Below are 13,990 nucleotides of genomic sequence, written 5' to 3' on the forward strand. Positions count from 1 at the left end.
GTAGAGCCCGGAGTTCACCAGCCGAAGCCTCGGCGAAGGCGGGCGCTCACAGTCGTGAGCGCTCTGGGCTCTAATTTGGGCTCCAGGCGGGCTGGCTGTTGTTCCCCTTGTCGGTGATCGCGACCTTGTGCTCGCCGTTGATGTCCATCGTGTAGACCTGCGTCGAGCTCCCGCGCCGCGAGTCGTAGGCGATCTTCAGGCCGTCGGGCGACCAGCTCGGATGGCCGTTGGAGCCTTCCTCCGTGAGCTGGAGCGCCTGCCCGGTCGCGAGGTTCATCACGCAGATCTGGAAGTCGGCGCCGGCATTGCCGTTGCTGCGGCACGCGTAGGCGATCTTCGAGCCGTCCGGCGACCACGCGCCCTCGTCGTTCCAGTCTCCCGCGAACGTGACGCGCCGGGAGTTGGCGCCCTCCGGATCCATCATGTAGAGCTGCGGGGTGCCGGACGCGCTCGACGTGTAGAGGATCTGGTTGCCGACCGGCGACCAGCGCGGCGTCGACTCGACGGCGTGGGACGTCGTCAGTCGCTTCAAGCCCGATCCGTCGGAGTTGACGACGAAGATGTCCGGGTTGGCTCCCTGCGAGCCGGCGAACACGATCCGCTTCCCGTCCGGGGAGAAGGACGGCGAGGCGTTGAGCTCGACGCCCGTGGCGATGTCGCGGCGCCCCGAGCCGTCGCGGGCGACGACGTTCAAGTGGGGAAACATCTTCGCATAGCTCGTGAAGACCAGGTGCTGCCCGGAGGCCTCCCACGACGGGTTCATCGCCAGGGATCGGAGCCGGGTGAGCCGCCTCGGATTGCGGCCGTCGTAGTCGACCGCGTAGATCTCGCGCAGCCCCCTCCCGCCGTCGCGATCGGAGGCGAAAGCGATCGTCGTCATGAAAACGCCCGGCTTGCCCGTGAAGTACTTCACGATGTCGTCGGCGACGGCGTGCGCGATCCGCGCGACGTAGGTGGCGCCCCCGCTGTAACGCTTCCCGAACACCAGCTTGTGCGACTTGAGGTCGTAGACGCGCGCCTCGGCGGCGACCCGGTCGCCGGTGACCTCGAGGAGGGTGTCGACGAGGACCTCCGCACCGGTGGCCGACCAGCGGTCGGCCGACTCCGGCGAGGTCGCGTCGCGGTACCCCTTCGGATACAGGGCGGGATCGACGATCGTGAACGCACCCTCGTAATCGAGGTCGGCCCTCAGGGTGTCGTAGAAGGGTTGGCGTACCTGGCTCTCGATCACGGGTCCGGCCGGCGCGATCGTCGGCGGAATCGCGATCGGGAGCTTCTTGGCGACCGCCTTGTTCAGCTCGAGCCAGAGCTCCTGGCTCTCGCGCGGCGGCGCGGGCGTTTGCGCCGAGAGCGCGGCGGCCGCGGCGAGCGCGGCGGCAGCGACAGCAACGATGATGCGTTTCACGCGTGACCTCCTCATTGGAATTTCAGATGGACCCCGAGCGAGCTCTCGTGGAAATCGGCCGGGAGCGGCGGCAGCGGCGACGAGGCCATCACCGCCCGCTGGGCCGCGCGGTCGACGAACGGCAGCCCGCTCGAGCGCTCGATGCGCACGTCGGAAATCGACCCGTCGCGCGCGATCCGGAAGAAGATGACCGGCGGCGCGACCGCCTGGTCCGTCGGCTTGAACCAGTTCGCCCCGATCGAGACGAGCATCTGCGTCACGTAGTACGAATAGTTGAAATCCGCGGAGTCGAACGCGGACAGCGAGGCTCCGAAGCTCGATCCCGCGCCGGGGACTCCGGTCGGAGAGCCTTCCGTCTCCCCGGGCCCGGGGAGGTCGACCGCGCTCCCGCTCGCCTTCTTCGCCGCCTGCGGCGAGGTCCGCGACGGGTGCGCAGGAGGCGGCGGCTCCTTCTTCGTTTTCGTCTTCTCCGGCAGCGGCATCGCCTTGGGCGACGGGGCCGGGACGTCCTGGGGCTTCTCGATGACCGGGCGCGAGACGGGAGCCTCTTTGGTCTCGGCGCGGGCTCCCCGCACCGAGGAGAGCGGGACGAGGCGAACCGAGACCGCGTGCGGGGAGATGAAGCGGTGCGCCGTCGGCAGACGCGACGCGATCAGGAACGCCGCTCCGACGGCGGCGTGGAGCAGGAGCGTGCCGGCGAGGCCGGCCTTCCATTCCGGGGTGCGAGTCCCCGTCTCCGCGAGGATCTCGCCGACGGCGTCCACGTCAGCCCGCCCCCGTCATTTCTTCTTCTCCCGGGACTCGGTCAGCATGCCGAGGTTCTCGATCCCCATGCGGTTCAAGAGATCCATCGTCTCGACGACGGTCCCGTACGGAAGCGACCGGTCGGCCTTGAGGTAGATCGTCTTGTCGGTGCGGCTCCGCATGTAGGCCTGGAGCCGCTCCTTGAGGAGCCCGCCGGCGACGGGCGTCTCGTTGATGTAGTAGAGGCCGCTCTTCGTGATCGAGAGAATGACCGGGTCCTCGGCGCTCTTCGGGAGATTCGAAGCCTGCGCCTTCGGGAGCGCGACGGAGACTCCCTGGTGCAGCATCGGGGCCGTGACCATGAAGATGATCAGCAGCACGAGCATCACGTCGACGAGCGGGGTCACGTTGATGTCCGCGAGGTGGTCGAAGGGATCGTTCTTCGGGCCGGCCGAGAATGCCATTCTTAGGCCGCACTATTCATGAGCGGCTCCGGCGTTCCCGCGGATCTTTTCCGCCGAAGGCTTCACAACCCCGCCTCGACGATACGAAGGCATCGCCTTCGGCGGCGTTCCGAAGCCCCGACGAAAAATCTCTCGCGGGAACCCACCGTGCCGAGTTTGTGTCCCTGTCTGTCATCCCTTCGATCCTCGAACAACGACTCGCTCTCTTGGCCGGGTGCTCATGAATAGTCCGGGCTCTACGTGAAGTTCCGTTCCGTCAGGTTGAGGAACTCGAGGGCGAAGTCGTCCATCGTCGCCCGCATCTGGCGGATCTGTCCCATGAAGTAGTTGTACGCGATGAGCGCGGGGATCGCCGCGGCGAGGCCGGCGGCGGTGTTGATGAGCGCTTCCGAGATCCCCGGGGCGACCGCGACGATCGACGTCGAGCCCGAGACGCCGATCGCGTTGAAGGCCGCCATGATGCCCCAGACCGTCCCGAAGAGGCCGATGAAGGGGCACGCGGAAGCGGTCGTCGCGAGGAACGTGAGCCATCGGGTGAGGCGCGAAACCTCCGCGCCCGCGGCTCGCTCCAGAGCGCGTTCGATCCCGCTGATGTTCTTGATGAGGAGGCGCGTGCTGGTCGTCGCGGCGCTGGCCGGCTCGTCGGAGCGCGCGGCCTTGATCTGGGCGTCGAGCTCCGCATACCCCGACTTGAAGAGGGTCGTCAGCGGGGTCTCGGCGAGCTGGCTCGCCATCGTGTTGACTTCGGAGAACCGCTTCGATTTCCGGAAAAAATCCAGGAATCGGTGAGACTGGCCGCGCACCCGCTTCAATCGAATATATTTGGCGATGATGATCAGCCACGACACGATGCTGAAGAAGAGGAGAATGCCGAGGACGACCTTGGCGGACGGCCCCGTCTCCCGCAGGAAGGTTTCGAACTGGGAGGGGCTCGTTTCGAGGGCCGTGGTGCGGATCGGCTGGGCGTTCAAGACGTTTCGACCTCCTGCGGCGCGCCTTCGGAACGACCGTGCGCGCCTTCGACGGCGCGATGGTCCGCGCCTTCGACGGCGCGATGGTCCGCGCCCTCGACGGCGCGACGACGGGGCGCGCTCATGGCCCGCCGACCGTAGCACACCAAACTCCGACCGGTCAATGAATTCGCGCCTTTTGCGTTCCTTCGGGCGAGCGGAATGAAACAGGGGCCGGTGCGGGTTGTACGTTTGATGCGAAAACCCATTGCGGGACTCCTCCTCGTCGCGGCGGCCCTCGTGTGCGGGAGCGCGGCCGCCTCTCCTCCGATCCTCGAGGTCTCCGGGATCCGCCCGGGCCAGAAGGGATACGGGCTCTGCGATTTCGGCAACGGCGCCGGCGTGCAGCGGTTCGGCGTCGAGATCCTCGGCGTGATGCGCGAGTACGCGCCCAAGCAGGACCTGATCCTCGCCCGCCTCACCGGGAACAACCTCGAAAAGAGCGGCGTGATCGCGGGGATGAGCGGAAGCCCGGTCTACGTCGAGGACAAGCTCGTCGGCGCGGTGGCCTACGGGTGGCCCTTCTCCGAGGAGGCGATCGCCGGAATCACCCCGATCGCGTCGATGCTCGACATCCGCCACGTCCCGGCGAACCCGCCCGTCCCGATCGGCGCGCCGACGCCGAGCGGCGCCCGCGCGCAGGCGGAGAGCCTCGTCTCGACTTTCCGCGGCGGCGATTTCGTCACCGCTTTTCGCGCTCTCGTCGCCCGCGCGTTTCCCGCGCCGGCTTCCGGTTCCGGCTGGGCGCCGCTGGCGATCCCGCTCTCGGCCTCTCCCTTCCCGGCGGGCGATTCCCTCTTCTCCGACGCGTTCGAGCGCGCGGGCTTCCTGCCGGCGCCGAGCGGCGCCGCGTTCCCCGCGGCCGTTCCGGCGTCCGGGAGCGCCCTGCCGGCGCGCGCCGCCGAGCCGCCGCTTCGGCCCGGATCGTCGGTCGCGACGATCCTGATCTCGGGAGACATGACGATGGCGGCGACGGGGACGGTCACCTGGGTCGACGGCGGCAACGTGCTCGCCTTCGGCCACCCGTTCCTTTCGATGGGTCCCGTCGAGATGCCGATGGCGGACTCGGAGGTGATCGGCGTCCTCCCGTCGATGTATCGCTCGTTCAAGTTCGCCTCGACCGGCAAGGTCCTCGGGTCGATCTCGCAGGACCGGTCGACGGGCATCCTCGGCTCGTTCGGCGGGTCGGCGGCGATGGTGCCGGTCAACGTGTCGATCGCCTCCGAAAGCGCGCCGACGCAGAGCTACCAGTTCCAGGTCGTCCGGAACTCGATGCTCACCCCGATCCTCGCGGCGACCGCGATCGACACGACGCTCTCCACGCTCGAGAAGTCGACGGGAGAGCGCACGCTCGTCTGGAAATCTTCGATCGCGACGCCGGGCCGGACCGTCCACTACGATTCGGTCTTCTCCGGGCTGAACGCGAAGGACCAGGCGGTCTCGGCGATGGCGCTGCTGACGAACTACCTCATGGCGAACGAATTCCACGACCTGCCGATCGACGGGATCAACGTCTCGATCCAGCACTCGGACGAGTTGAAGAACGCCCGGATCATCGAGGTCGAGCCGGAGAAGGACCGGGTGCGCCCGGGGGAGACCGTGATGATCCGGGTCGGTCTCCAGGACTTCCGCGGGATCGCGCGGCACCTCTCGCTCGCGCTCCCGATCCCGGCGGGCGAGCCCCCCGGACCGCTGACGGTCTTCGTGGGCGACGGCCTGTCGGCGACCGCGTTCGACCTGTCGCTCTTCCCCGCGGACCCGCGCTCTCTCGAGCAGGTGCTCGACTTCCTCGACCGGATGCGTCCCGCCAATTCCGTCAACCTTCTCGCGTACCGCAACGGCGCCGGTGCGGTGGTCGCGGGTCAGGAGCTCGCCGCCCTTCCGCCGACCGTCTTCACGATGTTCTCCGGCTCCGGCGCGCTCGACGGCGACGTCAATCTTTCCCATCAGCGGGTGTACTCGGCCACGGTCGAGCAGCCCATCCCCGTGACCGGGTCGGCGCGGCTGACGCTCGAGGTCGTCCCGAAGCTCGATTGAGAGGTCTCATGCGAACACGATTCCTGGCGATCGCGGCGATCTGCTGCGCGGCCGGCGCCGCCGCGTCGACGCCGAAGATCTGGACGATCGACTCCGCGCGCGATTTCTCGGAGGGAACCGCCCACGGCGTCTCGGCCCTCCCGGACGGCCGCCTCGCGCTCACCCGCGAGTCGAAGGCGATCGCCGGCCTCTCCGCGACGAAGATCTTCGCGGTCGCGGCCGAGAAGTCGGGAGCGCTGCTCTTCGCCAGCGGCGACGAGGGACAGATCTTCCGCCAGGAGCCGGGCAAGCCCGCGACGGTCCTGCTGACGCTCCCCGAGTCGGAGGTCACCGCGCTCGCGGCCGGCCCGGACGGGGCGATCTACGCCGGGACTTCGCCGCACGGGAAGGTCTACCGGATCGAGAAGGGGAAGCCGCTCGTGTATTTCGAGCCGCAGGCGGAGTACATCTGGGCGTTCGCGTTCGACCGCGGGTCCCTCTTCGTCGCGACGGGCGTCCCCGGCCGGATCTTCCGGGTCACGGCTCCCGGAGAAGGACGCGTGTTCGACGACGTGGGGGACGAGCACGTGCGGTGCCTCCTGATGGACGCGCAGGGACGCCTGTGGGCGGGCACGTCGGGAAAGGGGCTCGTGATCCGCATCGCGCCGGACGGCGTCGCGCGCACGATCTACGACTCCGAGAAAGCCGAGGTCTCCTCGCTCGCCGCCGGGCCGGAGGGGCAGGTCTGGGCGGCGGCGGTTTCGACGAAGGTCGGCGGAGGTCCGGCGGGCGCGGTGAGGCCGCCCGTCCCCGCCCCCAAGGAGAAGAAACCGGAGGCTTCGGCTTCGCCGGGAGGGGGCGAGGGAGGGGGGACCGTCACCGTCACCGCGACGACTTCGCTCGTGCCTCCCGCGCCGCCGTCGGCCCCCTCGAAGGGCGGCGAGTCTTCGGAAATCGTCGAGATCGGCTCCGACGACGCGGCGGTCCCGTTCTGGCGCTCCGACGACGAGCTCGTCCACTCCTGCCGCTGGGACCCGGCGTCGGGAGGTCTCCTCGTCGCGACGGGCCCCCACGGGCGCGTCTACCTCGTGCGAAAGGGGCAGGCGTCGCTCTCGGCGAGCGTCGACGAGAAGCGCGTCGTGTTCGCGACCGACGAGGTGCTCGCGACCGACTCGCCGGCCTCGGCGTACCGTCGCGTCCCCGCACGCGCCGGAGAGTTCTTCTCGTCGATCAAGGACACGGGCAGAACGTCCCGGTTCGGGGCGTTCCGGACGGACGCGTCGGTGCCGAAAGGGGGAGCGCTGACGATCGCATTCCGGAGCGGGAACTCGAGCTATCCCGACGCGACGTGGACGCCCTGGACGGCGCCGGTGCCGGCCGCCACTCCGGGGAAGATCGCCGCCGCTCCGGGCCGCTTCCTCCAGTGGAAGACGGCGTTCGAGGCGGCGGCCGCCGACCGCTCGCCGGTCCTCTTCCGCGTCGAATGCGCGTACCAGAACGACAACGCCCGTCCGCAGGTCGAGGCGGTGGCGGTGGGAACCCCGTCCCGCGACGCGGCGGGCGTGTTTGCCGCCGCGTCGACCGATGAGGCGTCCGCGGGCGAGTCGATCTTCACGGCCTCCGAGGAGAAGCCGGGAACGCCCCGGGCGGAGGGACGCGGCTATCTCATCGTGACCTGGAAGGCGTCGGACCCCGACGGCGACGAGCTCGTCGCGGACGTCGACTTCCGTCCCGCCGGCGTCTCCGGTCCGTGGGTTCCGATGAGACGCTCGGTGCGCGGCAACGCCTTCGGCTTCGATTCGAGACTCCTCCCGGACGGCCGGTATCTCTTCCGCGTGACGGCGAGCGACCGGCCCGGCAATCCCGACGACCCGCGGAGCGACGCGACGGTGTCCGACCCGGTGCTCGTGGACAACACGCCGCCGGCGATCACGCTCGTCTCGTCCACGCGCGAGAAATCGGGCGCGGTGCTCCGCGTCCGGGTGGCCGACGCGCTCTCGCCCATCGCGGCAGCGGGATGGAGCGTCGACGCGGGCGCGTGGACCCGCGCGGCCGCCGACGACGGGATGACCGATTCCCCGCAGGAGTCGTATACAATTTCCCTCCAGCCGGAAATCCGGGGAGCTTACGTCCTGGTTCGGGCGGTGGACGCCGCCGGGAACACGTCCTCGCTGTCGATCGTCGCTCCCTGACTTCCCCTTCCGGCGAGCGGGGGGTGCCGTGTCCGTCCGGCGACTCGTCAGCGCGTTCGCTCTCGCCGCCGCGATTTCCGCGTGCCGCCGGCCGGCGCCGCGCCCGCCGTCGGCGCCCGCCGCGATCGGCTTCCTCGACGAGAGCGCGCTCGGGACGCCGAAGCCGGGGGGGACGCTCTACCGCCGCCTCGAGGGCGAGCCCGCGACCCTGAACCCGCTCCTCCAGACGGACGATTACGCCGCCGACGTGATCGCCGACGTCGCGCGGAACCTCATCGACCTCGACAAGCGCCTCGAGCCGGTCGGCGGCCTCTCCGACCGGTGGGAGGTCTCGCCCGACGGGCGGACCTGGACGTTTCACCTCCGCGACGGCGCCGTGTGGGAGGACGGCACGCCGGTCACCTCGCGCGACGCGATCTTCACGTTCGAGAAGGCGACGGACCCGAAGATCCCGGCGCTCCTTTTCTCGGAGGGCCTCGAGGGTTTCGAAGGGGCGGACGCGGTCGACGACCGTACGTTCCGCGTGCGGTTCCGCTCGCCGTACGCGTTCCGGATCTACGCCTTCAACATACCCCTCGTCTGCGCCGCGAGGAACGCCGGGCGAGACTTCCTCGCCTCTCCCGACGATCGGGCGCCGTTCTCGAACGGGCCGTACCGGGTCGCGCGGTGGAGGACCTCCGAGTCGATCGACCTCGTGCGGAACCCGCGCTACGCGGGCCCCCGCGCGCCGTTCGACCGCGTCGTCTTCCGGATCCTTCCCGACGCGGTCCAGGCGTACCGCGCGCTCGAGCGCGGCGACATCGACGAGATGCGCCTCTCGACCGAGCAGTGGCGGGCGTCGGCCTCCGACACGCGCTTTGCCGGCTGCTGCCGGACGACGCTCTTCTACGACCTCTCCTACTTCTACATCGGGTACAACAACCGCTCGCCCCTCTTCTCGGACGTCCCGACCCGCCGGGCCATGGCGATGCTCCTCGACCGCGGCCGCCTCGTGCGCGACCTCTTCTTCGGCACGGCGCGGATCCTCTCCGGGCCGTGGGCGGCGGATTCGCCGGCCTACGACCCCGCGGTCGCCCCCTATCCGTTCGATCCGGCCGCGGCGCGCGATCTCCTCGCGCGGGCGGGATGGAAGGACGCCGACGGGGACGGCGTGCTCGAGCGCGGCGGAAAGCGCTTCGCGTTCGACCTCCTGTACGGCGCCGGGAGCACGAGCGCGCGACAGGTGTGCGAGGTCTTCAAGAGCGACCTCGAGAAGGCGGGCATCGTCTGCCGGCCTCGCGCGGTCGAGTGGGCCGCCTTCACGAAGCGCATGGACGCGGGGGATTTCGAGGCGGTCGCGTCCTCCTGGTCGGGGGACCCGAACCCCGACCTCTCGGCATACTGGGCGTCGAGCCAGGCGCCGCCGAACGGCCTGAACAACCTCTCGTATTCCAATCCGGAGGTCGACCGCCTCCTGGTCGAGGTCCGGGGCGAGCTCGACGCGAAACGCCGGACCGCGCTCTTCCACCGCCTCCACCGCCTGATCCACGACGACGCCCCGGCGACGTTCGTTTTCCAGAGCGCGCAGAAATACGCCGTCTCGCGGTCGATCGGCGGGCTCGTCACGACCCCGGTGGGGATGTTCCGGTTCTGGCCCGACTCGACGGCCTGGTGGCGCCGTCCGGCTCCGTGACGGCGTATCTCCTCCGGCGCCTCCTGCTCGCGATCCCCACGCTCGCGGGAATCGTCCTGGCCGTCTTCCTCCTGATGCGGATCGCGCCGGGAGACCCGGCGTCGGCGGCCGGCCGGCTCGCGCACCGCCGCTTTTCGCGCGCCGCCGCCGAGGCGATGCGGCGGACCTACGGGCTCGACCGGCCGCTGCCGGCCCAGATCGCGGACTGGTTCGGGCGGGCCGCCCGCCTCGACTTCGGGAACTCGTTCCAGGACCATCGCCCCGTCGCGAGCCGGATCGCCGAGGCGCTCCCGTACACTCTCGCGCTCAACGCGCTCGCGCTCTTCCTCGCGCTCGCGATCGCCGTTCCGCTCGGCGTCGCGCAGGCGCGCCGCGCCGGCTCGAGGTTCGACCGCGTCTCCGCGCGCGTCGTCTTCCTCCTCTACTCGACGCCCTCGTTCTGGATGGCGATGATCCTGATCACGGTGTTCTCGGTGCGGCTGGAATGGCTGCCGCTCTTCGGCGTCGCCTCCGACCCGGCGCCGGCCGGTTGGGGGGCCGCGCTCCTCGACCGGCTCGCGCACCTCGCGCTCCCGCTCGCCTGCCTCACGTACGGCACCCTCGCCTTCCTGACGCGGCTCGTGCGGTCGAGCGTCCGCGAAGAGCTCTCGCGCGAATACGTGCTCGCGGCGCGCGCGCGAGGGCTCTCGGAGTCCCGGGCGCTCTGGCGCCACGCGTTCCGCAACGCCCTGCTGCCGCTCGTCACGGTCATGGGTCTCGTGCTGCCGGGGCTCCTCTCGGGCTCCGTGATCGTGGAGCAGATCTTCGCGTGGCCCGGGCTCGGGCGGTTGTATTTCGACGCCGTGCTCGCGCGCGACTACCCGGTGGTGCTCGGTCTGACGTTCGTGACGGCGGTCGCCACGCTGGCGGCCACGTTCGCCGCCGATCTGCTGTATGCGGTCGTCGACCCGCGCGTGCGGTATGGATAGCCGGCGCGGCGATGCATCGAGCCGGGCGGGCGCGTGGCTCCGGGCGGCGGCTGGACGTACGGCTCTCGGTACGCCTTCACCGCCGCCCGGCGACCCGCATCCCGCCGGGCTCGCGCCTCACCGCGCCTCAGCGTCACTGCAACCGGCACTCCGGAAGGGTCCCGCGCAGCGTAGCGATCGCGGCGATCCTCCTGCGCTCTCGCGAACTACGGAGGATGCCACACTCGATTCCGGCGACTGGGCTTCGACGCCCGCGCAAAGCAGATCCGCCGAAGCCTTGGCGAAGGCGGATGCATCGAGCCGGGCGGGCCCTCGCGGGAGCTGGCTCGGGGAACCGGGGCGCGTGGCGGCGGCGCGACTCGGACCCGCCCTCATCCGGCGGCCTGCGGCTGCCACCTTCTCCCGCCGGGAGAAGTCGCGTTGCGGCTCGCTTTGCTCGCGGCCTTGTGTGACTCGACCGCGCCGCCGCCACCCCCTCGCCGACGCTCCCGCTCCCGCATCGCGGGACTTCCGCTCGGTTACTTCGCGGAGGGTCCCCCGCGATGCGAGGGGCCCGGGGAACCCAGGGAACGGGCCGGCGGTTTCCTTGCCCGAGCCCTTCCGGCAAAGTCCCCCGCTGAGAGGCGTCCCGCATTCCTGGCGGGCACGGGGTTTTCGCGTTTCCGGGGAACAAAATGAGTGAAGGACGGCTCGGGGCGGCTCTTCTCATCGGGTTGATCGCCGTCGCGGTGCTCTCGCCGCTCATCGCGACAGACCTTCCCCTGCTGTCCCGCGACGCGGGCGGGTGGCACGCGCCGGCGCTCGCCGGCTATCCGTTCCTCGGGCGCGGGCGTCCCGAACCCGGCATGCCGATCCTTCGCGCGCCGGTGCCGTACTCGCCCTACGGCATCTCCCTCTCCGAGCGGCTGGAGCCTCCTTCCCGGGCGCACTGGCTCGGAACGGACGACCTCGGCCGGGACGTCCTCGCGCGCCTCGTCGCCGCCGCGCCGGTCTCGCTCGCGATCGGCCTCACCGCGTCGCTCCTCTCGATGACGCTCGGCCTCGCCATCGGCGGCGCGGCCGGAGCCGCGGGCGGCGCCGTCGACCTCGTGCTCTCGCGCGTGATGGAGATCGTGCTCTGCTTCCCGACGCTCTTCTTCGTCCTGGCGCTCGTCGCGATCCTCGAGCCGTCGGCCGGGACGATCGTGCTCGCGATCGGGTTGACGTCGTGGCCCAACGAGGCCCGGTACGCCCGGGCGGAGATTTTGAGAACGCGCCGGCTCGACTTCGTGCGGGCCGCGAGGGCGGCCGGCGCCGGGCCGCTGCGGATCTTCTTGCGCCATCTCGTTCCGGCCGCGCTCCCTCCGGTGCTGGTCTCGGCGACGTTCGGCGTCGCATCGGCGATCCTCGCGGAGTCCGCGCTGTCGTTCCTCGGGATCGGCGTTCCCCCTCCGCAGCCCTCCTGGGGCGGCGTCCTCGCGCTCTCGGAGGCGTACGCGGACCGCGCCTGGTGGCTGGCGGTCTTCCCGGGGCTCGCGATATTCGCGGCCGTGACCGCCTACAATCTGGTCGGGGAAGCGTGGCGCGAGCGGCTGGGCGGAGCGGCCGCGCTCCCGCCGGCCGGGCCCTTTCGGAGGGCCCGCGGCGAAGCGCCGGAGGAGATCGCATGACGGAGAGAATCGCGGTGTATCCCGGGTCGTTCGACCCGATCACGAACGGGCACCTCGACATCATCGAGCGCGCGCGGGGACTGTGCGACCGCCTGGTCCTGGCGGTCCTCGTCAACGACGAGAAGCGGCCGCTCTTCTCGGTCGAGCAGCGGATCGCGCTCATCCGCGAGAACGTCCTCCCGTCCGACGGGGCGCGCGTCGAGGTGCGCGAGTTCTCCGGCCTCCTCGTCGATTTCGCCCGATCGGTCGGCGCGCGGATGATCGTGCGCGGCCTGCGGGCGATGTCGGATTTCGAATACGAGTTCCAGATGGCGCTGATGAACCGCCGGCTCGCGCCGCGCGTCGAGACCGTCTTCCTCATGGCGAAGGAGGAGTATTCGTACGTCTCCTCCCGGCTCGTCAAAGAGGTCGCGCGGCTGGGCGGCGACGTTTCGGCGCTCACCCCTCCCGGAGCGGCGCGGGCGCTGCGAAAGGCTTACGCGGCGCCGCGTCGCGGGCGGGTCAGGAAGCGGCCGGCGCTCCGACGAACCGGGCGAACGCCTCGCGGATCGACGGCGGAATCGTGATCGGCCGGTTCGACGCGTTCACGAAGACGTGCCGCGTCGAGCCCTCGGCGAGCAGCATCCCGTCGTCCGCCACGACGACCTCGTAGAAGAAGGAGAGCCCGCGGCTCCCGCTCTCGCCCATCCGCGTCCGGATCGTGACGCGGTCGTCGTAGCGGGCGGCGCGGCGGAAGCGGCAGTCGACGCCCGTCACGAGGATCAGCACGCCCTGCTCCTCCATGTCGCGATACGGAAAACCCGCGGCCCGGCAGAACTCCGTGCGTCCGATCTCGAACCAGACGATGTAGTTGGCGTGGTAGACGATCCCCATCCGGTCGGTTTCCGAATACCGCACGCGCACGGAGTGCTCGACCGTCCGGTCGAAGATCTGCGGTTTCTCCTTCATCGTTCGATTCTACGGCACCAGACGGCGTATCTCGCGATGGCGCTTCCGTCAACCTTCAGCGCTCCCCCTCTCCACTTGGAGAGGGGGACGGGGGGTGAGGTTTCGTGGCCGCGTAGCGTGCCACGGTCCACAGGATCTTGTATCCGGCGCGGATCGTCCCCGTGAACGTCCCCGCGATCTTCGACACGCCGACGCGCCGCCGATACGAGACCGGCACCTCGACGATCCGCAATCCCAGCCGCACGGCCTTGACTTGCATCTCGCAGGTCCAGCCGAAGTCGGTGTCCTCCATGCCGATACGCCGCAGCGCGTCCCACCGGATCGCGCGAAACGGCCCGAGATCGGTGAACCGGTGGCCATAGAGTCGTCGGATGAGGAACGTCGCGATCGCGTTTCCGGCCCGCGCCTGCGGCAGGAGCGCCCCCGGCTCGCGCCGGCCGAGGACCCGGGAGCCGATCGCGAGGTCCGCGCCGGCCTCGATCGCGTCGAGCAGCAGGGCCGCCTCCTCCGGGTGGTCCGAGTAGTCGCCGTCGAGGAAGAGCACGGCGTCCGGAGGCGCGGTCGAGAGGGCGGCGATTCCCGCCAGGCATGCGCTTCCGTATCCGCGCCGCGGCTCGGGGACGAGGCGTACCGGAAGGGACGCCGCGATGGCGGCGGTGTCGTCGGACGATCCGTTGTCGACGACGACGATCTCCGCGATGCGCGGGTCGCGGAGGTCGCCGACGACCAGCGGCAGCGATTCCCGCTCGTTGAAGACCGGGATGACGGCGGCGAATTTCACGCGCTCCCAACTGTATCTCCGCCGACGCGCTCGCGGCCTCCGCGCGGAGATCCCGGATAATGTTTGCGTGGACCGCCTGCGACTCCTTTCGCTGATCGAGCGCCCGGGAGCCGCGCGGCGAAGCGGTTGGCCAGGTTGACC

At 70.3% G+C, this 13,990-nt stretch carries 12 protein-coding genes; 6 read left to right on the forward strand and 6 right to left on the reverse strand.

From position 1 onward, the window contains the following. Nucleotides 1–70 precede the first annotated feature (70 nt). From VKH46_07145 to VKH46_07160, 4 genes are all read right to left on the reverse strand, one after another. A complete protein-coding gene (locus VKH46_07145; GenBank protein HKB70604.1) occupies nt 71–1,405 on the reverse strand; it encodes a hypothetical protein in 1,335 nt (444 codons plus the stop codon). Nucleotides 1,406–1,416: 11 nt separating this feature from the next. After that, nucleotides 1,417–2,169: a TonB family protein gene (locus VKH46_07150; protein HKB70605.1), complete on the reverse strand. Its 753-nt coding sequence runs from the start codon at nt 2,167–2,169 to the stop codon at nt 1,417–1,419. A 15-nt stretch (nt 2,170–2,184) separates the two neighbouring features. After that, the gene (tolR, locus tag VKH46_07155) at nt 2,185–2,613 is read right to left on the reverse strand and encodes a protein TolR (GenBank protein HKB70606.1); all 429 of its coding nucleotides are present in this window, start codon (nt 2,611–2,613) and stop codon (nt 2,185–2,187) included. A gap of 236 nt (nt 2,614–2,849) precedes the next feature. Next, entirely contained in the window at nt 2,850–3,584 is a 735-nt protein-coding gene (locus tag VKH46_07160; GenBank protein ID HKB70607.1) for a MotA/TolQ/ExbB proton channel family protein, read from the reverse strand. A gap of 234 nt (nt 3,585–3,818) precedes the next feature. Between VKH46_07160 and VKH46_07165 the strand changes: the two genes are divergently transcribed. The 6 genes from VKH46_07165 to coaD all read left to right on the forward strand — a co-directional run bounded on the left by VKH46_07165 (nt 3,819) and on the right by coaD (nt 12,686). Next, nucleotides 3,819–5,660: a SpoIVB peptidase S55 domain-containing protein gene (locus tag VKH46_07165; protein ID HKB70608.1), complete on the forward strand. Its 1,842-nt coding sequence runs from the start codon at nt 3,819–3,821 to the stop codon at nt 5,658–5,660. A gap of 8 nt (nt 5,661–5,668) precedes the next feature. After that, the gene (locus VKH46_07170; GenBank protein HKB70609.1) at nt 5,669–7,831 is read left to right on the forward strand and encodes a two-component regulator propeller domain-containing protein; all 2,163 of its coding nucleotides are present in this window, start codon (nt 5,669–5,671) and stop codon (nt 7,829–7,831) included. A 28-nt stretch (nt 7,832–7,859) separates the two neighbouring features. Beyond that, nucleotides 7,860–9,503, forward strand: a complete 1,644-nt coding sequence (locus tag VKH46_07175) for an ABC transporter substrate-binding protein (protein ID HKB70610.1) — start codon at nt 7,860–7,862, stop codon at nt 9,501–9,503. Then, the gene (locus tag VKH46_07180; GenBank protein ID HKB70611.1) at nt 9,500–10,471 is read left to right on the forward strand and encodes an ABC transporter permease; all 972 of its coding nucleotides are present in this window, start codon (nt 9,500–9,502) and stop codon (nt 10,469–10,471) included. Before VKH46_07175 ends, VKH46_07180 begins: the two co-directional genes overlap by 4 nt. Nucleotides 10,472–11,145: 674 nt before the next feature. Beyond that, nucleotides 11,146–12,120 carry an ABC transporter permease gene (locus VKH46_07185; protein HKB70612.1) on the forward strand — a complete coding sequence of 325 codons (975 nt, stop codon included), beginning with the start codon at nt 11,146–11,148 and terminating at the stop codon, nt 12,118–12,120. Beyond that, on the forward strand, nt 12,117–12,686 hold the full coding sequence (coaD, locus tag VKH46_07190; GenBank protein HKB70613.1) for a pantetheine-phosphate adenylyltransferase: 570 nt from the start codon (nt 12,117–12,119) through the stop codon (nt 12,684–12,686). The genes VKH46_07185 and coaD overlap by 4 nt, the downstream gene beginning before the upstream one ends. On the opposite strand, the gene VKH46_07195 is transcribed toward coaD, so the two are convergent. Both VKH46_07195 and VKH46_07200 read right to left on the reverse strand, forming a co-directional pair. Continuing rightward, the gene (locus tag VKH46_07195) at nt 12,622–13,068 is read right to left on the reverse strand and encodes a thioesterase family protein (GenBank protein HKB70614.1); all 447 of its coding nucleotides are present in this window, start codon (nt 13,066–13,068) and stop codon (nt 12,622–12,624) included. The genes coaD and VKH46_07195 overlap by 65 nt on opposite strands. Before the next feature lie 55 nt (nt 13,069–13,123). Beyond that, complete coding sequence (locus VKH46_07200; GenBank protein HKB70615.1) at nt 13,124–13,849, reverse strand: glycosyltransferase family 2 protein; 726 nt, start codon at nt 13,847–13,849, stop codon at nt 13,124–13,126. Nucleotides 13,850–13,990 lie beyond the last annotated feature (141 nt).

Source organism: Thermoanaerobaculia bacterium (assembly GCA_035260525.1).
Classification (GTDB): domain Bacteria; phylum Acidobacteriota; class Thermoanaerobaculia; order UBA5066; family DATFVB01; genus DATFVB01.